At 31.3% G+C, this 23,068-nt stretch carries 22 protein-coding genes; 15 read left to right on the forward strand and 7 right to left on the reverse strand.

Going from position 1 to position 23,068, the window contains the following annotated elements:
• Positions 1–22 precede the first annotated feature (22 nt).
• Positions 23–3,685, forward strand: coding sequence for a phosphoribosylformylglycinamidine synthase (gene purL / locus ABWP60_RS05480; RefSeq protein WP_353149650.1), 3,663 nt, complete (start codon positions 23–25; stop codon positions 3,683–3,685).
• Positions 3,686–3,731: 46 nt separating this feature from the next.
• On the opposite strand, the gene ettA is transcribed toward purL, so the two are convergent.
• Positions 3,732–5,423, reverse strand: coding sequence for an energy-dependent translational throttle protein EttA (ettA, locus tag ABWP60_RS05485; protein WP_353149653.1), 1,692 nt, complete (start codon positions 5,421–5,423; stop codon positions 3,732–3,734).
• A 642-nt stretch (positions 5,424–6,065) separates the two neighbouring features.
• Between ettA and ABWP60_RS05490 the strand changes: the two genes are divergently transcribed.
• From ABWP60_RS05490 to ABWP60_RS05500, 3 genes are read left to right on the forward strand one after another with little or no spacing between them, the layout of a single operon-like run.
• Positions 6,066–6,776: a phosphatase PAP2 family protein gene (locus ABWP60_RS05490; RefSeq protein ID WP_353149656.1), complete on the forward strand. Its 711-nt coding sequence runs from the start codon at positions 6,066–6,068 to the stop codon at positions 6,774–6,776.
• A 3-nt stretch (positions 6,777–6,779) separates the two neighbouring features.
• Positions 6,780–7,157, forward strand: coding sequence for a GtrA family protein (locus tag ABWP60_RS05495; RefSeq protein WP_353149659.1), 378 nt, complete (start codon positions 6,780–6,782; stop codon positions 7,155–7,157).
• 2 nt (positions 7,158–7,159) lie between these two features.
• Positions 7,160–8,674 carry an ArnT family glycosyltransferase gene (locus ABWP60_RS05500; RefSeq protein WP_353149661.1) on the forward strand — a complete coding sequence of 505 codons (1,515 nt, stop codon included), beginning with the start codon at positions 7,160–7,162 and terminating at the stop codon, positions 8,672–8,674.
• Positions 8,675–8,769: 95 nt separating this feature from the next.
• Here the strand turns inward: ABWP60_RS05500 and ABWP60_RS05505 are convergent, their stop codons facing one another.
• Positions 8,770–8,946 (reverse strand): CAL67264 family membrane protein, encoded by a 177-nt coding sequence (locus ABWP60_RS05505; protein ID WP_353149664.1) that lies wholly within the window; start codon positions 8,944–8,946, stop codon positions 8,770–8,772.
• Between the two features lie 79 nt (positions 8,947–9,025).
• Entirely contained in the window at positions 9,026–10,027 is a 1,002-nt protein-coding gene (holA, locus tag ABWP60_RS05510) for a DNA polymerase III subunit delta (RefSeq protein ID WP_353149667.1), read from the reverse strand.
• Positions 10,028–10,081: 54 nt separating this feature from the next.
• On the opposite strand from holA, the gene ABWP60_RS05515 reads away from it, so the two are divergent.
• From ABWP60_RS05515 to ABWP60_RS05540, 6 genes are all read left to right on the forward strand, one after another.
• The gene (locus ABWP60_RS05515; RefSeq protein ID WP_353149670.1) at positions 10,082–10,537 is read left to right on the forward strand and encodes a type I restriction enzyme HsdR N-terminal domain-containing protein; all 456 of its coding nucleotides are present in this window, start codon (positions 10,082–10,084) and stop codon (positions 10,535–10,537) included.
• Positions 10,538–10,551: 14 nt separating this feature from the next.
• A complete protein-coding gene (locus ABWP60_RS05520) occupies positions 10,552–11,541 on the forward strand; it encodes a glycosyltransferase family 2 protein (protein ID WP_353149673.1) in 990 nt (329 codons plus the stop codon).
• A 147-nt stretch (positions 11,542–11,688) separates the two neighbouring features.
• Positions 11,689–12,543, forward strand: a complete 855-nt coding sequence (locus tag ABWP60_RS05525; protein WP_353149676.1) for an OmpA/MotB family protein — start codon at positions 11,689–11,691, stop codon at positions 12,541–12,543.
• A gap of 1,204 nt (positions 12,544–13,747) precedes the next feature.
• Entirely contained in the window at positions 13,748–14,239 is a 492-nt protein-coding gene (locus ABWP60_RS05530; RefSeq protein ID WP_353149678.1) for a hypothetical protein, read from the forward strand.
• Between the two features lie 194 nt (positions 14,240–14,433).
• A complete protein-coding gene (locus ABWP60_RS05535) occupies positions 14,434–15,831 on the forward strand; it encodes a hypothetical protein (RefSeq protein ID WP_353149681.1) in 1,398 nt (465 codons plus the stop codon).
• 13 nt (positions 15,832–15,844) lie between these two features.
• Positions 15,845–16,228, forward strand: a complete 384-nt coding sequence (locus tag ABWP60_RS05540; protein WP_353149684.1) for a hypothetical protein — start codon at positions 15,845–15,847, stop codon at positions 16,226–16,228.
• Positions 16,229–16,430: 202 nt separating this feature from the next.
• On the opposite strand, the gene ABWP60_RS05545 is transcribed toward ABWP60_RS05540, so the two are convergent.
• Complete coding sequence (locus ABWP60_RS05545; RefSeq protein ID WP_353149687.1) at positions 16,431–17,192, reverse strand: hypothetical protein; 762 nt, start codon at positions 17,190–17,192, stop codon at positions 16,431–16,433.
• Complete coding sequence (locus ABWP60_RS05550) at positions 17,192–17,836, reverse strand: glycosyltransferase family 2 protein (protein WP_353149690.1); 645 nt, start codon at positions 17,834–17,836, stop codon at positions 17,192–17,194. The genes ABWP60_RS05545 and ABWP60_RS05550 overlap by 1 nt, the downstream gene beginning before the upstream one ends.
• Before the next feature lie 582 nt (positions 17,837–18,418).
• On the opposite strand from ABWP60_RS05550, the gene ABWP60_RS05555 reads away from it, so the two are divergent.
• The 4 genes from ABWP60_RS05555 to ABWP60_RS05570 all read left to right on the forward strand — a co-directional run bounded on the left by ABWP60_RS05555 (position 18,419) and on the right by ABWP60_RS05570 (position 20,798).
• A complete protein-coding gene (locus ABWP60_RS05555; RefSeq protein ID WP_353149692.1) occupies positions 18,419–19,228 on the forward strand; it encodes a T9SS type A sorting domain-containing protein in 810 nt (269 codons plus the stop codon).
• A gap of 37 nt (positions 19,229–19,265) precedes the next feature.
• A complete protein-coding gene (locus ABWP60_RS05560; protein WP_353149694.1) occupies positions 19,266–19,802 on the forward strand; it encodes a hypothetical protein in 537 nt (178 codons plus the stop codon).
• A gap of 228 nt (positions 19,803–20,030) precedes the next feature.
• Positions 20,031–20,570, forward strand: coding sequence for a CAP domain-containing protein (locus ABWP60_RS05565; RefSeq protein WP_353149697.1), 540 nt, complete (start codon positions 20,031–20,033; stop codon positions 20,568–20,570).
• 21 nt (positions 20,571–20,591) lie between these two features.
• Positions 20,592–20,798, forward strand: coding sequence for a VOC family protein (locus ABWP60_RS05570; RefSeq protein ID WP_353149700.1), 207 nt, complete (start codon positions 20,592–20,594; stop codon positions 20,796–20,798).
• A gap of 46 nt (positions 20,799–20,844) precedes the next feature.
• Here the strand turns inward: ABWP60_RS05570 and bcp are convergent, their stop codons facing one another.
• The gene (gene bcp, locus ABWP60_RS05575; RefSeq protein WP_353149703.1) at positions 20,845–21,297 is read right to left on the reverse strand and encodes a thioredoxin-dependent thiol peroxidase; all 453 of its coding nucleotides are present in this window, start codon (positions 21,295–21,297) and stop codon (positions 20,845–20,847) included.
• 119 nt (positions 21,298–21,416) lie between these two features.
• On the opposite strand from bcp, the gene ABWP60_RS05580 reads away from it, so the two are divergent.
• Entirely contained in the window at positions 21,417–22,079 is a 663-nt protein-coding gene (locus ABWP60_RS05580) for an endonuclease III domain-containing protein (RefSeq protein ID WP_353149706.1), read from the forward strand.
• 226 nt (positions 22,080–22,305) lie between these two features.
• Here the strand turns inward: ABWP60_RS05580 and ABWP60_RS05585 are convergent, their stop codons facing one another.
• Entirely contained in the window at positions 22,306–22,893 is a 588-nt protein-coding gene (locus ABWP60_RS05585) for an RNA polymerase sigma factor (protein WP_353149709.1), read from the reverse strand.
• Positions 22,894–23,068: the final 175 nt, after the last annotated feature.

Here is a 23,068-nt window from a genome sequence, read left to right on the forward strand (position 1 = left end):
TCAGTTCAAGCAACTCAACTTTATGATTTTTTTCTTTGGAAACCAAAGCAATACCGTTTTTGCAGTTCAGACTCAATCTGAAATTTCTACCGAAAACATCCAAAAACTTAACTGGTTATTTGGTGAAACACAACAAATAAACAACAAAACAATTTCTGAAAATTTTGTAGGACCTCGTGCGGCTATGGTGACTCCTTGGAGTACCAATGCCGTTGAAATTACACAAAATATGGGTATTTCAGGAATTATCAGAATTGAAGAATTTCAAAAAGTAAGTGCAGATTTCGGTGATTTTGATCCAATGTTGTTTCAAAAATATGCAGCATTACAACAAGATATTTTCACCATAAATATTCAACCTGAACCTATTCTAGAAATTGACGATATTGCGGGATATAACAAAACTGAAGGTTTGGCTTTAAGTCCGGAAGAAGTCGAGTATTTAAATAATTTAGCTACTAAATTAAATAGAAAACTTACCGATTCTGAAATATTTGCCTTTTCACAAGCCAATTCAGAACACTGCCGTCATAAAATTTTCAACGGAACTTTTGTTGTAGATGGCGAAGAAAAAGCAACATCGTTATTCAAATTAATTAGAAAAACATCGGAAACCAATCCTAATGATATCGTTTCAGCATATAAAGATAATGTGGCTTTTGTTAAAGGTCCAAAAGTAACCCAGTTTGCACCAAAAAGTGCCGAAAAACCAGACTTTTACGAAGAAAAAGAATTTGATTCCGTATTATCCTTAAAAGCAGAAACACACAATTTTCCAACTACTGTTGAACCATTTAATGGCGCTGCAACCGGTTCTGGAGGAGAAATTCGCGACCGTTTAGCCGGAGGTCAAGGTTCTTTGCCTTTGGCAGGAACAGCCGTTTACATGACATCGTATTCACGATTAAATGAGGAGCTTCCTTGGGAAACCGATATGGCAGCTCGCCCTTGGTTGTACCAAACGCCAATGGATATTTTAATTAAAGCCTCAAACGGTGCATCCGATTTTGGAAATAAATTTGGACAACCTTTAATTACGGGTTCTATTTTAACTTTTGAACACGAAGAAGCGGCTCGTAAATTAGGTTACGATAAAGTAATCATGCAAGCGGGTGGAATTGGCTATGGAAAATTAGATCAAGCCATTAAAAAGAAACCTACAGCGGGCGATAAAATTGTGATTCTGGGTGGTGAAAATTATAGAATTGGAATGGGAGGCGCCGCGGTTTCTTCAGCAGATACAGGTGCTTTTGGTTCAGGAATTGAACTAAATGCGATACAACGTTCCAATCCAGAAATGCAAAAACGTGCCGCCAATGCCATTCGTGGCTTGGTAGAAAGTGATAACAATCCGATTGTTTCTATTCACGATCACGGTGCGGGTGGACATTTAAATTGTTTATCTGAACTGGTTGAAGAAACAGGGGGATTAATAGATTTGGACAAGTTACCCGTTGGTGACCCTACCCTTTCTGCGAAAGAAATCATCGGAAACGAATCGCAAGAAAGAATGGGATTGGTTATTGGTCAAAAAGACATGGAAACTCTTCAACGTATTGCTGATAGAGAGCGTTCTCCAATGTATGAAGTGGGTGATGTAACCAACGACCATCGATTTACTTTTAAGTCGAAATCTACGGGGTTGAAACCTATGGATTATGCTTTAGAGGATTTCTTTGGAAGTTCACCAAAAACCATCATGAATGACAAAACAATTGCTAGAAAGTATAGTAATTCGGAATATAAAGCCAGTGAAATTCCAACCTATTTAAATCATGTTTTACGATTAGAAGCTGTGGCTTGTAAAGATTGGTTAACCAATAAAGTAGACCGTTGTGTGGGTGGAAAAGTAGCCAAACAACAATGTGCAGGTCCGTTACAATTACCTTTGAATAATGTAGGTGTAATGGCTTTAGATTATAAAGGAAAAGAAGGAATTGCCACTTCTATTGGGCACGCTCCTATTTCAGCTTTAATTGATCCTGTGGCTGGAAGTAGAAATGCTATTGCAGAATCATTATCAAATTTAGTTTGGGCGCCATTAAAAGAAGGTTTAGCATCGGTTTCATTATCGGCAAACTGGATGTGGGCTTGTAAAAACGAAGGCGAAGATGCCCGTTTATACGAAGCTGTAAAAGGATGTTCAGATTTTGCTATCGAATTGGGAATCAACATTCCAACAGGAAAAGATTCCTTATCAATGAAACAAAAATATCCAAATGACGAAGTAATTGCACCAGGAACGGTGATTATTTCGGCAGCAGGAAATTGTTCGAATATTACTAAAGTAGTGGAACCTGTTTTACAACGTAATGGCGGAAACATTTACTACATCAATTTATCACAAGATACTTTTAAATTAGGAGGTTCTTCTTTTTATCAAACGCAAAATAAAGTTGGAAATGAAACGTCAACTATTAAAGACGCTGCATTTTTTAAGAAAGCGTTCAATACGTTACAAGATTTAATAAAAGAAAGAAAAATAAAAGCCGGACACGATATTGGAAGTGGTGGTTTGATTACTACTTTATTAGAAATGTCATTCGCAGAAGTAGGTTTAGGTGCTACATACGATTTAAGCGTTTTAGGTGAAACCGATACCGTTAAAACCTTATTTAATGAAAATATCGGAGTGGTTTTCCAAGCAAATGCTGAAGTTGAAGCTACATGTAAAGCTAACGGCATTACGATACATAAAATCGGAAATGTTACTGAAGGCGATGTCGTTTCAATTTCTAATTTTAGTGATTCGTTTAACTTCTCGGTAACAGAAACTAGAAAAACTTGGTTTGAAACATCTTATTTATTAGACCAAAAACAAACGAAGAACGGCAAAGCAAAAGAACGTTTTGAGAATTTTGACAAACAACCTTTACAATTTACATTTCCATCGCAATTTGATGGTAAATTACCCGTAATTCCTGCTGGTGCAAGACCAAAAGCTGCTATTATTCGTGAAAAAGGGAGTAATTCTGAACGAGAAATGGCAAATGCGATGTTCTTAGCCGGATTTGATGTAAAAGACGTGCACATGACCGATTTAATTTCGGGACGTGAAACCTTAGAAGGCATTCAATTTATTGGTGCTGTGGGTGGTTTCTCTAATTCTGATGTATTGGGTTCGGCAAAAGGTTGGGCAGGTGCCTTTTTATATAACGAAAAAGCCAATACCGCTTTAAAAAATTTCTTTAAAAGAGAAGATACACTTTCTGTAGGAATTTGTAACGGGTGCCAATTGATGATGGAATTAGAGTTAATTAATCCAGAACATGACGTACACGGAAAAATGAAACATAACGATTCAAACAAACATGAAAGTGGTTTTACTTCTGTGAAAATTCAAAAAAACAACTCGGTGATGCTTTCTACTTTAGAAGGTACTACTTTAGGGGTTTGGATTTCGCACGGTGAAGGAAAATTCAATTTACCAATGCCTGAAAACCAATATAATATTGTTGCAAAATATGGCTATGAAGGGTATCCTGCCAATCCAAATGGTTCGGATTATAATACTGCGATGATGTGTGACACTTCTGGTCGACATTTAGTAATGATGCCACATATTGAGCGTTCTACGTTCCCTTGGAATTGGGCAAATTATCCAAATAGAGAACAAAAAGATGCCGTTTCTCCTTGGTTAGAAGCGTTTGTTAATGCTAGAAAATGGATAGATGAGAGAAAATAAAAAAAGGGCTGTTTCAATGAAACAGCCCTTTTATTTTATATCCAAATTATCTAATTAATTTCTTGTATTTAATTCGAGTTGGTGTAACATCTTTACCTAATCGTTTGCGTTTGTTTTCTTCGTATTCTGTAAAACTTCCTTCAAAACTATATACTTGTGACTCGCCTTCAAAAGCTAAAATGTGCGTACAAACGCGGTCTAAAAACCATCTGTCGTGAGAAATGATAACGGCACAACCTGCAAAGTTTTCCAACCCTTCTTCCAAAGCACGAAGTGTGTTTACATCTAAATCATTTGTTGGCTCATCTAAAAGCAAGACATTTCCTTCTTCTTTTAATGTCATAGCTAAATGAAGACGGTTTCGTTCTCCACCAGATAATGTAGACACTTTTTTATTTTGATCGCTTCCACCAAAATTAAAACGTGATAAATACGCACGAGAGTTTACTTGACGACCACCCATCATAATTAATTCTTGTCCATCACAAAAGTTTTCCCAAAGCGTTTTGTTGACATCAATATTTGAGTGCGATTGATCTACATAAGAAATTTTTACTGTTTCTCCGATATCAAAAGTTCCAGCATCCGCTTTTTGTTCGCCCATTATCATTTTGAAAATGGTTGATTTACCAGCGCCATTCGGACCGATAATTCCAACAATTCCAGCTTGTGGCAAAACAAAATTCAAATCGTCGTATAATAATTTATCCCCAAATGCTTTCGCCACATTTTTCGCTTCAATAACATTGGTTCCTAAACGAGGTCCATTAGGAATGTAGATTTCTAATTTCTCGTCTAATTCTTTTTGATCTTCGTTTAATAATTTATCGTAATTCTGTAAACGTGCTTTCTGCTTGGTCTGACGACCTTTTGCTCCTTGACGTACCCAATCTAATTCGCGCTCTAAATTTTTTCTTCTTTTAGAAGCTACTTTTTCTTCTTGAGCCATTCTGTTAGATTTTTGCTCTAACCAAGACGAGTAATTTCCTTTCCACGGAATACCTTCACCTCTATCCAATTCTAAAATCCAACCCGCAACATTATCTAAGAAATATCTATCGTGCGTAACGGCAATTACCGTTCCTGAATATTGTGCTAAATGCTGTTCTAACCAAAGTACTGATTCGGCATCTAAGTGGTTGGTTGGCTCATCTAATAATAATACATCCGGTTGTTGTAATAGTAAACGACATAAAGCCACACGACGTTTTTCTCCACCAGACAACACATGAATAGGTGTTTCAGGGTCTGGAGTACGGAGTGCATCCATTGCGATTTCTAACTTAGTATCAATTTCCCAAGCGCCACAAGCATCAATTTTGTCTTGTAATTCCGCTTGACGATCCATAAGTTTTTCCATTTTTTCTGGATTCTCATAAACTTCAGGCAAACCAAAATCGTCATTAATTTTATTAAATTCAGCTAATAATTCAAACGTTTCAGCAGCACCTTCGCGTACGATATCAATAACTGTTTTGGTTTCGTCTAATTGTGGCTCTTGCTCCAAATAACCAACGGTGTAACCGGGTTGAAAAACCACATCACCTTGATAATTTTTGTCAATTCCAGCAATAATTTTCAATAAAGATGATTTTCCAGAACCATTAAGTCCTAGAATACCAATTTTAGCTCCGTAAAAGAAACTCAAATAGATGTTTTTTAATACTTGCTTATCTGCACCTGGATAACTTTTACTCAATTTTTGCATTGAGAAAATTACTTTCTTATCGTCTGACATTATTATTTTTATTTATTATTAAGTAATTGATTTTAAATTAGTTATAAAATTATGAATTTAATAAACATGCTATTTTTACATAAAATATTGCCACTTATCGTTCCCACTTTTGATAATAATTTAAATATATAATTTTGTTTTCATTATTTATAAAACTTTAAAAACTTCTACAAAGATAGTTTTAAATAAAAAGAATGCAAATGATGAATTTGGAATTCTTAGTATTCAATCTTTTGTTAATGGTAAAAAAATTAAAAAGAGTATGAGTATCAGAGTAACAATTGATGATTTTAATTCTGATTTTTTCTTTCAATTCAAAAGAAACAATATTTAAAGATATCAATTCCAAATTAAGTGAGTGTATTTAAAAGGTTGAAAATAGTATAGACATTACAAAAGGATCTAAGAGCGATATTACTCAATAATTGATAAAGTTGAAAATAGATTGCCATTTATTTAGTATTTCATAAATCAAAAAGCACCAATTTTACAAAAGGTGATTTTTTTTGGTAAAAAAACATAAAAATTAACATAAAAAAGTGTCTTGTAACAGTTAGTTAACTATTTAATTTTGTTTTTATAAAATTCAATTTACATTAAAAAAACTCGTACAAACTAAATTTAGTGAAAAATTAATATTTTATGAAATACATTAATTCTGCTTTTAAATTCATACATCAAAACCTGTTTTTTTATACCATAAATGGTCTACTATTTATAGCTCTTATTGTATTATCTTCCGTTTTTTCTCATAGCCAAGGTTTTATATGGCTCAATCAAACTCACACAAAAGAACTTACTTATTTATTTGAAGGAATTACTTTTTTAGGCGATGGTTGGTTCATAATCTTACTTTCTATCTTTTTGTTATTATTTTCTAAAAAACACAATAAATTAGCCTTTATAATTTTGTTATCTTATATTAGTTCTGGAATTTTTTCGCAACTACTCAAAAATTGTATTTCATCTCCCAGACCATTAACTTATTTTGAAATTCATCATTACAAGTATTATTTAGAGACTTTTGCTAAAAGTAGGGATGGCTACAATAGCTTTCCATCTGGACACACCGCTTCCTTTTTTGCTTTAGCAACCGTTATTGCAAACTATTTCAGACAAAAACACATCTGCTTTACAATGATTATTTTAAGTATTGCAGTAGGATACTCCAGAATTTATTTAGGGCATCATTTCTTGATAGATGTTATATTTGGAGCCATAATAGGCGTTTTGTTTGGCTCTTTTTCGGCAGTTTGGACAAAAAAAATTATAAAGAATACTTTAATAAGAAAAAAAATAAAAAAATGGAAACGACGAACAACCTTTTTTCCAAATCCTTCTTTTAATAACTAACGGATGGATTTTGTTCGCTTTGTAAAGTTTGGATTTGTTGGTTTTTCTGGGCTAATTGTTGATTTTGGCATCACTTGGATTTTCAAAGAAAAATTAAAAATCAACAAATATCTTGCAAACAGTGTTGGCTTTTTATTTGGGGTAACCAACAATTACTTTCTAAATCGGTATTTTACTTTTCAAAATCATAATCCAAATATAGGTAATCAATTTATTAGTTTTCTTGTAATTGCCATTATTGGATTTGCTATAAATACTGGATTTCTATATTTGCTTCAAAAAAAGACTAAAATAAATTTTTATGTTTGCAAATTCCTTGTTACATTAATTGTGTTTTTCTGGAATTTTGGGGCTAATAGTTTTTACACTTTCAAAGTCTAACAATGTTTTTAAAAAATAAAATTGCAAGTCTAATTTTAGTTGCAACCATCATTCGCTGTATTATTGCACTCACAATCGATTTAGGGAACGATGAAGTGTATTATATTAATTATGCGCATCATTTACAGTGGAATTATTTTGACCATCCGCCAATGGTTGCCCTATTAATAAAACTCACAACACTTAATTTAGAAATTACAAGCGATTTTTTTATCCGTTTAGGTTCCATAATTTTGGCGGCTTTTAACACCTATTTAATTTATTTGATTACCAAAAAAATTAAGAATGAAAAAAGCGGTTTAATTGCTGCATTACTATTTACATCTTCTATTTATTCGAGTATTATTGCAGGAATTTTTATAATGCCCGATGCACCTCAACTCTTTTTTTGGATATGCTGTCTCTATTTTCAAATTAATATTATCACTTCAAGTGAAGATTCAAAAACTGTGAACCAAAATTTACTGTTTTTTGGCATTTGTACTGGTTTGTGCATTATGAGTAAGGTTCACGGTGTTTTTCTTTGGTTTGGATTTGGACTATATATTTTATTTTACGATCGAAAAAAACTCTTGAATCCTTACCTATATCTTGCTATTTTACTGAGTATTTTGATAGTATCTCCCATATTATTCTGGAATATTAATAATGATTTTATTACCTACTCTTTTCATAGCAATCGGGTTGCTATAAATCGTGGTATTAACATTGATAGTTTTCTGAGAGAATTTCTCGGTGGAGCAATGTATAACAATCCTTTAAATTATTTTTTAATTGGAACAGCTTTAATTGCTGTTTGGAAAAACAAAATCTATTTAAAAGTCATTTATACAAGATTATTTCTTTTACAAAGTTTACCACTAATACTAATATTACTATTCGTTTCGCTTTTTAGAGATACGCTACCACATTGGTCTGGACCTGGATTTATAGCCTTAATAATTCTTACAGCTTGTTACTTGTCTGACATTAAAACAAAATTAGGTAAAGTTGTTTTTTATGCCATTTATTTAATAGTTGCCATTAGTTTCATAGGGATTTTGGCTATTAATTTTTATCCCGGCACTTTTGGATCAAAAAACGAAGATACTTTAGGTCAAGGAGATGTGACCTTGGATATGTATGATTGGGATTATTTTAAAACAGAATTTAATAAAATTCACGAGAAAAATAGGGCCGAGAAAAGAATTTCGACCAACTTTATCATTAACAATAAATGGTTTCCTGGCTCCCATATTGACAATTATATTGCCCAACCACTAGAGCTAAATTTTGTAGCCCTGGGAACACTTGGCGATATTCACACTTATGATTGGCTAAATAAATATAGACCGTCACTAAAAAAAGGAGACAACGCTTACTTCATCACTGTTTCTAATAATTTTAGCAATCCTAATGAAATTTATAGAACGAAATTTAAGAAAGTAAACACCCCTACAATTATCAAACAATATAGAAATAATAAACCAACACGAAACATGTTGGTTTATTTAATGGAAGATTATATAGGAAAATGATTTTCAAACTAATTCGTGCACAAATCGTAGCGTAATTGTTATTTGTTTATTTTTATAATCTTCGTAAATCTTAAATCAAACTTCGTAATTTAGAATTACATTCTTCCTTTTAAAGCATTAAATACCCACGCGTTAGCAAAAAATCCAATTCCTACCGCTGCAAAGCCCCAACCTGCAACATCATCATATTTGTATATGGCTAAACCGATTATTAATATACCCATAATAATCATAATACCTGTAGCCCATGCTAAAACTGTATTTTTATTCATTTTTTTTAGTTTTATACGTTTTGGAATGCAAATATCGTGTTTTTTTATAATTTTATATATAGTAAATTATTTAATTTAATTAGTTGAAAATTTTATATACTAACTCCTTCAACATATCGGCTTCTTTCATGGAACCAGACCCAACTCCTTTGCTCTTAACATCCATATCGCGTATGATTTCAATAATTTGACTCACTTTTCGCATGGGATAATTTTTACTGGCAGTGGAATATTCATCCATAAAAAACGGATTGACTCCCAACGCTTTTGCCGCATTAAATTTTGATTTATCTTTTAATCCGTGATATTGTAATAATTGAGCAAAAAAAGCAAACATTTGCCCGCTTATGACAACTATTGGATTATCTTTTGGATTTGCTGCAAAATGATGAATTATGGCATATGCTTTCTGCTGATTTCTTGTTGCCAATGCCGATTTTAGTTCAAACACATTATAATCTTTACTAAACCCAATGTTTTCTTCAATGTTTTTTGGTGTAAAAATATGACCTTCAGGAAAAACTATTTTCAGCTTTTCCAATTCGTTATTAATTTTAGCTAAATCAGTACCTAAAAATTCCGCTAACATAGCGGCAGCTTTAGGTTCAATTCCGTAATTCTGACCTTTTAATACTTTCACAATCCAATCTGGAACTTGGTTGTCGTATAATTTTTTACTTTCAAACCAAACACCTTTATCTTTAATGGTTTTAAATATTTTTTTTCTTCCATCAGGTTTGTCTCTGTAGGCAAAAACTAAAATTGTAGTCAGTTGCGGATTCACGGCATACGACTCAAATTTTTCGAAAGTTTTGGCTAAATTTTGTGCTTCTTTCACTATCACCACCTGATAATCTGACATCATAGGAAAGCGTTTTGCCGTTGACACAATTTCTTCTACTGTGGTATCTCTTCCGTATAACACCACTTGATTAAAGGATTTTTCGTCTTCAGTAAGTACGGAATTTTCTATTAAATCTGAAATTCTATCTATATAATAGGTTTCTTCCCCACATAAAAAATAAATGGGTTTGAAATTTTTAGATTTAATATCGTTTACTATCTTAATTATTTCTGTCAAAATATGTTGATTTGATAATTTGTTTATTCGTGGATTTGATTATACATTCGCAAGATGCAAAAGTTACAATTCCCATCCTATTCCTTTCGCTTCAAAAATAGTGAAAATAAAGTTGCTATTTTTGATGAAATTAGAAAAAAATTTGTGGTGCTAACTCCAGAAGAATGGGTTAGGCAGCACACGATTCAGTATTTAATACAAGAATGTAAGTATCCAAAATCACTTATAAACGTTGAAAAACAAGTAAAAATTAACGGAATGAGTAAACGATATGATATTGTTATTTTCAATTCGGATGGTAGTATTTTTTTGGTCGTAGAATGTAAACAATCTAATGTTGCCCTATCTCAAAACACCTTTGATCAAATGGCAAGATATAATTTTACTCTGAAAGCCACATATTTGATGGTTACTAACGGAATAAATCATTATTTTTGTCAAATGGATTTTGAAAACGAGAAATATACATTTTTAAAAGAGTTACCCAACTATAATCTAAAAATCCAATAATCTTAGCAGTCTGAATGAAAACAGCCGTAGTTATCTTAAATTGGAATGGTACCAAATTATTGCAGCAATTCTTACCATCCGTAATTCAGTTTTCTGGAAATGCTACTATTTATGTAGCCGATAATGCATCTACAGATACTTCTATTGCTGTGTTAAAAGCCGAATTTCCTACTGTAAAAATTATTGAAAACGCAGGAAATTATGGTTTTGCAAAAGGGTATAATGAAGCATTAAAATGTGTGGAAGAACCTTATTATGCCTTAGTAAATTCGGATATTGAAGTAACTGAAAATTGGCTACAACCTATTGAAACTATTTTTGATAACGAACCAAATACAGCTATTATTCAACCTAAATTATTAGATTATAAAAAGAAAACACATTTTGAATACGCTGGTGCTGCAGGCGGATTTATAGATAAATTTGGTTTTCCGTTTTGTAAAGGTCGAATTTTTAATACTCTGGAAGAAGATTTAGGACAATATGACACCGAAACCCAAATTTTTTGGGCAACAGGCGCTTGTTTTTTTATTAGAAAAGACGTTTTTAGAACCTTACAAGGTTTTGATGCTGATTTTTTTGCCCATCAAGAAGAAATTGATTTATGTTGGCGTGCTAACAACTTAGGCTATGTTGTAAAATACTGTCCCAGTTCCGTAGTGTTTCATGTTGGTGGCGCTACGTTAAACGTAGCCGATCCAAAGAAAACGTTCCTGAATTTTAGAAATTCGTTGGCTATTTTAACTAAAAATCTTCCTAAAGAAAAACTATTTCCAATTATTTTTTCCCGTTTGTGTTTGGATGGTTTAGCAGGAATACATTTTTTATTTCAAGGAAAAGCCATACATACTCTTGCCATATTAAAAGCCCATTTTTATTTTTATCATTTAATTGGAAGAAATCTGAAGAAAAGAAGCAACAATCAGAAAAAAGACTATTATTTCGCTAAATCAATCGTCTGGAACTATTTTGTTCAGAAAAAGAAAACTTTTAAAAGAATATAGAACTTAGAAAATAGAATATAGACTTTCGACATTTGACTTTCGACTTTAGACGTTTGTCTTATCAATACTGCAAAAAAAAACATAAATTTTACTTAACAACTTAGTTTGGTATGATTTTTTCTATATAAATTTGTAAAAAATATTTTCATGAAAAAATTACTAGTTTTACTTATTATTCTCCCGTTTACACTGACTTCCTGTGTATCTAAAAAGAAATTTTCTTTGCTTGAGGCAAAAGAAAAAGCCACTCAAGATTTGCTTAACTCAGCAACAGTACAATTAAATAGCTGTTTGTCTGAAAAAGAAAAGCTAAACGCAGAAAACAATAATTTAACATCTCAGTTGGATTATTTAAAGAAAACCAATTCTGATTTGCTTTCGTTTTCAAAAGAAATGACCGTTTTAACGGCTAAAGGTTCGGAAAACTTGGAAAAATCTTTAGAAAGTTTAAAAGAAAAAGATTTAAAAATTACCCGTTTACAAGATGCTTTAACTAAAAAAGATAGTGTTACCTTAGCATTAGTCACTAGTTTAAAACGTGAAGTAGGTATTGACGATCCAGATATTAATATTAATGTTGAAAAAGGAGTGGTAATGATTTCTATAGCCGACAATTTATTATTTAAATCTGGAAGTTACGATGTCAATTTGAAAGCAAAATCTGTTTTAGCCAAAGTAGCCAAAGTAATTACTAGCAAACCAGATTTTGAATGTATGGTAGAAGGCCACACCGATAATGTACCTTTTAAAAACGCCGTATTGGTTGACAATTGGGATTTATCTGTAAAACGTGCTACAGCAATTGTGCGTGTGTTACAAAACGATTTAGGTGTAAACCCAAAACAATTAATACCTGCAGGAAGAAGTGCTTATGTACCTTTAGTTGCCAACGACTCTGCTGAAAACAAAGCTAAAAACCGTAGAACTCGCATTATTATTATGCCGAAAATTGACCAGTTTTACGACATGTTAGAAAAAGAAATGAAAAACTTAGGAAAGTAATTTTTTCCAAAACATACACTTTAAAAAGCGGCTAGTAGTCGCTTTTTTTATTTCAAAATATTTGAATAAACCCAATACACTTTGCCTTTTACTCTTTACCCAAAACCTTTTACCCTACTCCTCTTTTATTATAAAAGTATAACCAACAAGTTTGGAAATTATTTATTACAATTGGTTTTAATAATAAGCGAAACAAAACTTCGTATAACTACCCAAATATGGGTGTATATACGAAACTCTTTAACGCATATATACTAGTTGGCAGTAATTTTTCACCATATAAAGAACGTAATTTGTTATTTCAATTAGATACTTCTTCAATTGTTTTGCAGAAATCATTCTACATAAATAATTTCACCTCTTTATTTAATTAGTTTTAAATTAGAAATTATCAATATCATCTATAATTAAGTGCATTATTCAATGTTAGAAGTGTTAAAAAAATAAGATTTTTTAGAAAATTTTAAAATAATGTTCATTTTCGATAGGTCATGTTCATTTTCGTTAATTAATTGTAAAAGAAAGCATATAATTTTAAAAAATAATGCAAAGTAATGCTCAGTGATTTTAAAATTCAAACGGCTAATTTTGAGCATATACACCAAAGTGGGCATAGCTTTGCTCAACTAAACTCAAAAAACGGAGTATATAAATGAGTTAATGCCAATGCTTAGACGACATACAATAAATAATTACAACTATGGAAGATAAAAATGCAATTAAACAGGAAATAATAACCCTTACGACTCAACGAGACAATTTAAGTAAAGAAATTGAGCATTATAAAAACGACATCAATCAGATAACTGAGGGGAAGCCATCATTGAGAGAACTAATGACCTCGCGTCTATCAATAATGGAGTCGACAATTAAAGTAATGTCAGACAATGTTGACAGAATAAATACTTTTCATAATGAATTGCTTCATCCAAAAGAGTGACAAACCAAATCGCAATTAGAACTAGCTAATGAGGCATTTTCAAAGATTACGGCTGACAAGGAAAAATCAGAAACAGAATTAAAAGCAATTGAAACCTTCAAGGTCGAACTACTGGGTGATAATGAGAAAAATATTATTGGGCAAAAACAAAGGTTTGACACTATTGAGTCCGAAATCAAAAACAATAAAAAGACATGGGAGGACAACGCAGATACATTATTTAAAAAAATCGAAGGACTAATTCCAGGTGCAACTGCAACAGGTTTGGCAAAAGCCTACCAAGACCAAAGAGAATCATATAATAAACCGTATTGGTTGTGGGCTTATGTTTTCATACTTACAATGTGCGGTGCAATTTGGTTTGCAATTACAAATTTAAAAGATGCTACATCTGTTGAAGATGCGTTTATGAAAGTAATTTCAAGACTTCCTTTTTTTATTCCAGCATTTTGGCTTGCAATATTTGCAAGTAAACAACAAAGTCAAAATAAAAGACTTCAGCAAGAGTACGCCTATAAAGAAGCTTTAACAAAATCCTACGAAGCAGACAAGCGAGAAATTGAAAAACTACCAGAGTCACCTGAAAGACATCAACTTTCCGCTAAACTTCTTGAAACTATGATTGACGCAGCTAAATTCAATCCAAGTGAGACATTGGAAAGTAAGACACATAATGACGAACCACCAAGTGTTTTCGAATTGTTTAAAATTCGAATGCTTAAGAAATTAACTGGGACTGACAAATCAAACCCATAGAAGAACTAGGCACTAACACGGGTTTTGCGTCAGGCGGGGTGACGTGCAAACTTGGAGCTTTGTGCTTCGTATCAAGTTCAGTGCTGGCAGACAGTTTTGTGCTCCGAAACCCGCCCGAACGCCAAGCTGCAAAACGTTGTAGGCTATATTTAACCAATGAACCATAAAAATTAGTAACCAAGAACAATGTAATTATGAAAAAAAAATTATTTAAAATTTTCAGTTCTTTTGCTTTAGTAGCATCTATTATCTTTTTTTCTTGTGAAAAAAATGAAGTTAATATTGACGAACATTCGCATGTAGATAAAAACAAAATTTCATTCAAAGAATTTTTAAACAAAACTCAAATCAAAAAATTTAAATTTGAAATAAGCACAAATTCCTCAACAAACCAATCATTAGTCAATAGACAATCTAGCGATTTTATTAGTTTTGTTGTAGATACTACTTTAGTAAAACAACGTATTCAAATAAGTGGTAATTATACTTTTACATTACCAGTTATTCCTGTTCCTTATCAAAACACCGAAAGTCTTTTCTATAATATTGTTTTTTACAAAGCAAATAATGCTTGGCAGTGGTCAGTTTTAGAATATCAAAAAGAAGGTAATAATGAATTTAATGTAACAGAAATTGTTAATGACTTTAATCATAATGGTCTCGTAAACATGAGATTGCAAGGTGTTTGGGGTACAATAACAACATTCAATTGTGTTGGATGTAAAGGAGCTTGTGATTTATGCCCACTATGTGTTTCTACAACAACAACTTATGATTTAGCTACACTTGATGACCCTACTAGTAAATTTGAAATTATTGAAGGTACAGGAAACAACAATAATGGAGCTACAAGTGTAAATGTAGGAATGGCTCTTGCAGATAATTTTGCAAATACTCAATTAACACCTGAGCAAAAACTTATTTACGACTTAAACCCAAGTATAAGAGAATATCTTTCTAACAATAAAATTGTCGTTTCTAATCCAAATTACAATCCTCTGTTAGGCGGTGATCCAACAATTGCTGTAATTGACCAGGATGCTGAACAGTTTGTGAAAGAGTTGATTGATTCAGAAATCAATGGAAATTTATTAAGTTTTTTTCCAACGTTTAAGTACCCTGCGGGTAGTAATTACGCGACACAATATCCAAAATTAACCGAATATTTAAAAAATAAAATACCTGAACTTAAAAACAATCAATTTATTATTAATAAATTAGTTCAATATTCAGAATTGAGTAGTCAACAAGTTATCAACGATTTAAAATGGGGTCAAGGTCCAACTATACAGATTGCTCAATTAGATAGTAGAGGAGTTAATTGTTATGGTATTTTTAGTTCGGCTACTCCAAATGTATTAACTATTGACATTGATTTTGTAAACCTTTTAGAAAACTCTACTCCAGGTCCAGAAGGAGATAGTTTAGCCTTTTTACTAGGTGTTACAATATTACATGAATATGTTCATTTAGGGGATTTTGTTGATGGTATAGATCAACCTGGTGAAGAAGGCCTGCTTTTTGAACAAGCTACATATGGTGAAACAATTTGGCTTAATAATGCTGGGGATGTTTTAATTAAATGGCAATAAAAAAAATAGAATTATGAAAAAAATATTATTATTATCAATTCTTTTATGTTTTAGTTTTTACAACAAAGATTGTAGCTATTGCGAATCTTTGGAAAAAGTTTTAAAAAATAAAATTTTATTAGATTTTCTACATATTGAAGAAAATAATAGAAGTGTCTTATATTTAGAAGAAAATAAATATTGTAACTTAAATAAAGTTATTTTAAAAAATTTATCAATAAAGACTTTGTCAAAAAAAGAAATATCCAATAAAAAGAATGTTATTTTTATAGAAAATATTGAAATAACAGAAAAAGAAAAATACAAAATAATACTTTTTTATCCAATAGAAGGTGTATATTTTGAAGCATTCTTTAAAAATAAAAGTCTATATAAAATAGAAACTATTGAAAAGTAAAACATTTCTTTCTTTAATAATACAACCTACAACCGCAGTTTGTAGCAATAGCGGCTTTCGGGCAAAACTGAAAGTCGCTTTTTACTTGCAAAGTCAGTTTTAATTCGAAAATTTAGGCTTCCTTAATCCGCCACATCGCCAAGCTGCAAAACGTTAAAAAAACTGTTTATGGCTACTCGCCATCTTTATATTTAAAAAAACACTATTTATGCATAAACCAATTGGTTCCGTCATCAAAATAAGCTTTGAATTCTGAGTTTACCGGATCACCATGTAAAATTCGATTATTATAATTTTTCCGCATCATATAGTTAAAAGCGCCCATATCGCCTGTAAAGGAAGTGGTATTATCAAAATTATAATTTTTATGAATTTGCCAAATTGATTCTAATAATGGTTTAATGGTTTGAATATGGCCACCAATAATCCCACAATTTAATAAACTATTTGACTTGTTTGCCGCTTCAACAGCAACAAAATCTTTAATTCGACTTCTTAAATGAGATCCATGCTCGGACATCCATTCATTATCCCATTTTGTGGGTTCATCACCACAAAATACAAAATCTGAATTAGCTATAAATAAAGGTTGTATAAATGGATTTTTTAACACTAAAACATCCGAAACATCCGTTACAAAAAGCGATTCAATTGCATCCGAATATTTATGGATGAATTGGCTGTACACGCTATATCTAAATACATTTGGATTAAATTGAATATCGTGTGTTATTGTAACAAATAATAAATGTTCTGATTGATGTTTTAAAATAGTTTCTTCGGAAAAATTATTATGAAAAATGATTGCTTGAAGATTTAATTTTGAAATGGAATTAGCCCATTTTTCAATAATTGAAAAATCGTCATCTAAAAGGATTTGGCTTCTATTTACGTCATAAACCCCTGAAATATGACAGCCTAATATTAGATTTTTTGCTAATGAAAAGTTTGAAGGTATTTCCATTAACTGAAATTATTCATTTTAACTTTTGCACTAATACTATTTGGATTATTTCTGTAATAAACATAGGTTCTTAAATCTAATTTATCCACAAAATATAACTTTTCAGCACATTCATAAAAATGAGCATCTGCACCATACATATCTAAAAAATTTAAGCTTGTAAAAACTTCTTTTTTTCCAAAAAGTGTTGCAAACAAAATACAATCATCCACATGAATTACTTCATTTTTATTGAAACGATCCGGAACGTAATAATCTGATTCATTATTTACAATAGTTTCTGTTGTAGAAGCAATCAAATCTAATGAATTTATCTCCGACAAGCATAATTCTAAATGATTTGGTTTGTACTCATCATCTGCATCAATTACAGTTATGTATTCACTATTTGTTAGTAAAATGCCTCTATTTATAGATTCTGATTGACTGCAATTTTTATGTCGCAAGTAAGTCATTTTACTTTCATGTTTAATAACATAATCTAAAATTAAATTTTGAGAATCATTCGTACTTCCGTCATCAATAATTAATAATTCAAAATCTTGAAAAGTTTGGTTTAAAACCGAATCTATTGCTCTTTTTATAATGTCAAATGGCGTGTTATACACAGCCATTATTACAGCCACTTTATTTTTGGTTTTCATAATTAAATTTATAAGTACAAAAATAGCATTAATAAATTTGTTATTTATTAAATAATTTTTAAATCTTAATAATCGAAAAAAAAATAATTGACATTTAACCAAATTTATACAAATAACTTATTGTGTTTAATTTGGTATATTTATGGATAGCACAAAAGTTGGTATCATATAATCACTCAAGGATACTAAATTGAAATTTAGATCTTTATTTAAAGTTTTTTTGTACTTTTGATTACATTGCTTCATGGAAAGTATTGGATTACCAATTCCTAACTCCTTTAAAAGGTCGAAACACAAATTGTAATTGCAGGAAAAATAAAAACAAATTAACTAATTAATGAATTTCATTTTTATTTATCGCTAAAAACAAAAACATAGTTTCAGGAAATGGTATTGGTATAGGAGCAGCCCTTGGGGTTGCATTTGGAACTTTATATGGCCATTCTTTCGAAAATGCACATTCAATATTAGCTTTAAGTTTAGCTATTGGTGTAGCAGTTGGCGCTATTTTTGAATTTGCAAATAAACAAAAATAACGTTACAATAGGAATCAACTAAAAAAATTCAAATTCTAATAAAAAAATGAAAACAAAAATTATAAATACTAAAAAAGTGTCCTTTTTTTGCTGTCTTTTTATATTATTTTGTTTTAACCATAAATTACATTCACAAATAATTTATACCGATATTCCTGACGCTACTCCTAATGCATCTTATTCTTTAGATTTAAATAATGATACAATAATTGATTTTATATTTGGATTTGGTGGAAGCGGAAGTTCAATTGGAGTATTTTGTAACCCCTTAAATAATAATGCTTATGCCGGGAATTTTGTTAATGGAACCTATTTCCCATGGGCATTGCCAGCATCAAATACTATTTGTGCTTCATTAACTACATGGTATGATTATAATACCCCTGGCACAATGGGTTTAGGAGCGAGTATAGGTTACTGGCCAGGGGAAACGAATAAATATTTAGCACTTAGACTTATTGTAGGTGCCCATACTTATTATGGCTGGGCACGTTTAGATTTTTTAGAAATGTCAGGATCATTTACCATAAAAGATTATGCCTACCAAAGCACCCCAAATGCTTGCATTCAAGCGGGGCAAAGCAACTTAAGTAGTAATGAAAACATGGGTCAGTCGGTTTTTTCAGTTTACCCAAACCCTTTTAATTCTTCGGCAACTATACAAACTAGTAGCAATTATAAAAATGTAAGCCTTACGATTTACAATTATAACGGACAGATTGTAAAACAAAAAACGAACTATTCTGGTAAAACTTTTTCTTTATTTAGAGAAAATCTTCCAAATGGTGCTTATTTTATTAGTCTTTCAGAAGAAAACAAAATAATTGGGATTGAAAAAATACTAATTTCAGATTGAAACTAAAATTTTATTATTAATTAAACATACAAAAAAGATGAAAAAAATTAATTACGTTATAATCTTTTCGATTGTTTTAGCATTCGGATTTTATTATACAAATCAAGAAAATAATAATTCAAAAAAGCCAATTCAAAAGCCACTTACTGCAGAAGAAATGAAAACGGCACGTAAAAAATGGGAAGCTAGTCCAGATGGCATTATGTACATGGAATGGAAAGCATCACCTGCAGGTAAAAAAGTAATTGCAAGTGCAACTAAAATAAGAACGTCTGTTAATGAGTTTACAAATATTGAAGGAGAAATAACCGCTCTTACTCTCCCGCCTGGCTCAAGATTAGGTTTCGGAATATTGGTAAAAATTAAGGGGGATGATTATATTCTTTCCTTTGGACCTGAATTGAATAATGAATTTAAACAATTACATAGTTTAAAAGTTACTGATAAAATAATTATAAAAAGTCATAGTATATCTCACGCTCCAAAGTATTCCTATCCAATAATATCGGGTGATTATGTTGAACGAGACAATAAAATATTGTATAAACGTGTTCGTAAAAAAGGGGGCTGTTAGTTACTATATTGCTTTGTTAGTTATTACAAGTGATCACTAATTTACATTAAAAAGTGAAAATGAGTCACAAAATACTAATAACCGTTTCAAGAAATTGTTACTTTAGTGCTTGATTTATAGTTTTATACTACCTTTGAGTATGTAAAACCAAAATTTTTAGTTTATAAATCCACAATACTGGGGGATAGATAAATATTATCTTATAATTTAAATAACAAAATTAATAAAATGAGAGCAAAAAAATTTCTATTAACTGTTTTATTTTTTATCATCTTTTCTAAGTCTTTTTCTCAAACCTTGAGCCCTGAAGAAAAGAAGTTATATGAATTGATAATGGAATTCCGAAAAGAAAAAGGTTTACCTAATATTAAACTTTCTAATTCTTTAACTTTTGTTGCACAAACCCACGTGAAAGATTTACAAACGAATAGATTGTTTAACAGCACATGCAACATGCATAGTTGGTCTAATAATGGCACGTGGACACCGTGTTGCTACACAGAAGATAGTCCAAAAGCTTCATGTATGTGGGATAAACCCCGTGAGCTTACTAGCTATAAAGGGAATGGATATGAAATTTCCTATGGCATACATGGAGCTTCTGTTACCGCAGATGGTGCTTTAGAAGGTTGGAAAAAAAGTTCTGGGCACAATGCAGTAATTATTAATCAAGGTATTTGGTCCGATAGTAATTGTAACGCTATTGGTATTGGAATAAGCAAGGGTTACGCAGTAGTTTGGTTTGGAAAAGAATATGATAGTAATTAATATCAATCCAAAATAAGAAGGTTGGCTAGTGAAAATGAAAACCGAAGTAAAATTGCCATTAGTACAGAAAGCAAAGAAGAAGCAGACAAGATATTCAACGGACTTTCAGCTGGTGGTACTATAGAATTTCCTATATCGGATAGTCCATGGGGTTGCTATTTTGGCATGTTTAGAGACAAATATGGCATTGAATGGACGGTAGATTATGATGCTAAACATTATAAATAATAAAATAAAAAAAAGGGTTTTCAAATACCATGAAAACCCTTTTTCTTTATCCTAAAATCTGACTGGCGTGTGCTTTGGTTTTCACATCAGTAATGATATCAGATATAGAACCATTTTCGTCTATTATAAAGGTGGTTCTATGAATCCCGTCGTATTCTTTTCCCATAAATTTTTTAGGCCCCCAAACGCCAAATGCTTCAATCACAGATTTGTCTTCATCTGCCAATAAAGGAAATGGGAAACTATATTTTTCTTCAAATTTCTTTTGTGCTTTGGCACTATCGGCGCTCACGCCTAACAAAGCAAAATTATTGGCTTGAAAGCGTTCGTAATTGTCTCGTAAATCACAAGCTTCTGCGGTGCATCCCGGCGTATTGGCTTTCGGATAAAAAAATACTACTAGTTTTTTTCCTTTATAATCGGCTAAAGTATGTTGTTTACCGTTTTGGTCAGTTCCTGAAAAACTTGGCGCTATATCGCCCACTTTTAAATGTGTCATTTTTTTTGGTTTAAGGTGTTGGGTGTTAGAATTTGTTATTGTTATTGTTATTGTTATTGTTATTGATTTTTGATATTGTTCTTGCCTTTGATTAACTTTACCACATCAAATATAAGAAAATGACTAAAAAAGAGCGTGCAACATTTGTTATAAATACGTTAAACGATTTGTATCCTGAAATTCCAATTCCTTTAGACCATAAAGATCCATACACGTTACTGATTGCTGTTTTACTATCGGCACAATGTACAGATGTTCGTGTCAATCAAATAACGCCGTTGTTATTTGCCAAAGCAGATAATCCACAGGATATGATTAAATTGAGTGTAGAAGAAATTAAGGAAATCATACGCCCTTGTGGATTATCACCTATGAAATCGAAAGGGATTCACGGTTTATCACATATCTTGCTAGAAAAATACAATGGCGAAGTACCACAAAGTTTTGAAGCATTAGAAGCCTTGCCTGCCGTGGGACATAAAACGGCTAGCGTAGTAATGAGTCAGGCATTTGGAGTGCCCGCATTTCCTGTAGACACGCACATTCACCGTTTACTTTACCGTTGGAATTTGACCTCTGGTAAAAATGTAGTACAAACAGAAAAAGATGCCAAAGCTATTTTCCCAAAAGAAACATGGAACGAGTTGCATTTGCAAATTATTTGGTACGGACGAGAATATTCACCAGCAAGAGGATGGGATTTAGAAAAAGATATCATTACTAAAACAATTGGACGAAAAACGGTTTTAAAGGAGTACTTTAAAAAAAATGCCTCGAAATAGTTTCCGAAGCATTTTTAATCAATTTACAATGTTTTCAAAAGTATGTGTGCCTACTTTTACTATTTTCATTGCCTGCGAATAACTCAATATAAAACTAACTGCACTTTTACTGGGTTTCATTTCTTTAATTGATTGTCTTTTTTTAGCGTAAAGTTTTCCCATATACGAACTTAAATGTTTATTTATAGGATAACGCAAAAACACAATATATTATTGTATGAACGGATTAATTAGTTAATATAATATTATTTTTTTCTACAATTTTTCTCAAATTAATTACAGCATACCGCATTCTACCCAAGGCAGTATTGATACTCACACCTGTAATCTCAGAAATTTCTTTGAAACTTAAATCTTCGTAAAAACGCATTTTTATAACTTCTTTTTGATCTTCTGGTAATTGATCTAAGATTTTTCTTATATCTAAGTAAACTTGGTCTTCAATAAGTTGGTTTTCTATAGACAAACTAGAATCGGTCATAAAATCAAAAATACTATATTCGTCGGTTTCACGTTGATATGGCATTTTTTTATTATGTCTGAAGTAGTCAATAACTAAATTAGAAGCGATACGCATCACCCAAGGCAAAAATTTTCCTTCTTCATTATACCCTTTCGTGCGTAAGGTTTTAATTACTTTAATAAACGTATCTTGAAAGATATCATCGCATACTGAACGGTCTGGAATTTTAGAATAAATAAAACCAAAAATTTTAGACTGGTGTCTTTCTATTAAAATTTGTAAAGCTGTTTCTTCTCCGCTAATGTAGTTTTGCAATAAAATTGCGTCAGGAGTTTGTGCGTTATTTGCCATAAATATACTTTTTAGATTTGGAACTAAAATTTTTAAAAAAAGTATTTTTATATTATAAGCAAATAAGTTTTAGGGGTTTGTTAGTAGCAAATATAATGTTAAATATTTCAAAATACCAAATATTATTTAAAAAATTAACTATTTTTATTATAAATAAGTGTCTAAACATAATAAA

The sequence above is a fragment of the Flavobacterium sp. genome, assembly GCF_040402895.1.
In the GTDB taxonomy this organism is placed as follows: Bacteria; Bacteroidota; Bacteroidia; order Flavobacteriales; family Flavobacteriaceae; genus Flavobacterium.

Bases quoted from the DNA above. Each gene is read 5' to 3' on its own strand.
- ABWP60_RS05540 (WP_353149684.1), top strand. From the start codon at position 15,845: ATGAAAAAAATATTATTATTATCAATTCTTTTATGTTTTAGTTTTTAC.
- ABWP60_RS05580 (WP_353149706.1), top strand. From the start codon at position 21,417: ATGACTAAAAAAGAGCGTGCAACATTTGTTATAAATACGTTAAACGAT.
- ettA (WP_353149653.1), bottom strand. From the start codon at position 5,423: ATGTCAGACGATAAGAAAGTAATTTTCTCAATGCAAAAATTGAGTAAA.
- ABWP60_RS05535 (WP_353149681.1), top strand. From the start codon at position 14,434: ATGAAAAAAAAATTATTTAAAATTTTCAGTTCTTTTGCTTTAGTAGCA.
- ABWP60_RS05585 (WP_353149709.1), bottom strand. From the start codon at position 22,893: ATGGCAAATAACGCACAAACTCCTGACGCAATTTTATTGCAAAACTAC.
- ABWP60_RS05500 (WP_353149661.1), top strand. From the start codon at position 7,160: ATGTTTTTAAAAAATAAAATTGCAAGTCTAATTTTAGTTGCAACCATC.
- ABWP60_RS05545 (WP_353149687.1), bottom strand. From the start codon at position 17,192: ATGGAAATACCTTCAAACTTTTCATTAGCAAAAAATCTAATATTAGGC.
- ABWP60_RS05505 (WP_353149664.1), bottom strand. From the start codon at position 8,946: ATGAATAAAAATACAGTTTTAGCATGGGCTACAGGTATTATGATTATT.
- ABWP60_RS05520 (WP_353149673.1), top strand. From the start codon at position 10,552: ATGAAAACAGCCGTAGTTATCTTAAATTGGAATGGTACCAAATTATTG.
- ABWP60_RS05565 (WP_353149697.1), top strand. From the start codon at position 20,031: ATGAGAGCAAAAAAATTTCTATTAACTGTTTTATTTTTTATCATCTTT.
- bcp (WP_353149703.1), bottom strand. From the start codon at position 21,297: ATGACACATTTAAAAGTGGGCGATATAGCGCCAAGTTTTTCAGGAACT.
- ABWP60_RS05495 (WP_353149659.1), top strand. From the start codon at position 6,780: ATGGATTTTGTTCGCTTTGTAAAGTTTGGATTTGTTGGTTTTTCTGGG.
- purL (WP_353149650.1), top strand. From the start codon at position 23: ATGATTTTTTTCTTTGGAAACCAAAGCAATACCGTTTTTGCAGTTCAG.
- ABWP60_RS05515 (WP_353149670.1), top strand. From the start codon at position 10,082: ATGCAAAAGTTACAATTCCCATCCTATTCCTTTCGCTTCAAAAATAGT.
- ABWP60_RS05550 (WP_353149690.1), bottom strand. From the start codon at position 17,836: ATGAAAACCAAAAATAAAGTGGCTGTAATAATGGCTGTGTATAACACG.
- ABWP60_RS05560 (WP_353149694.1), top strand. From the start codon at position 19,266: ATGAAAAAAATTAATTACGTTATAATCTTTTCGATTGTTTTAGCATTC.
- ABWP60_RS05525 (WP_353149676.1), top strand. From the start codon at position 11,689: ATGAAAAAATTACTAGTTTTACTTATTATTCTCCCGTTTACACTGACT.
- ABWP60_RS05490 (WP_353149656.1), top strand. From the start codon at position 6,066: ATGAAATACATTAATTCTGCTTTTAAATTCATACATCAAAACCTGTTT.
- ABWP60_RS05555 (WP_353149692.1), top strand. From the start codon at position 18,419: ATGAAAACAAAAATTATAAATACTAAAAAAGTGTCCTTTTTTTGCTGT.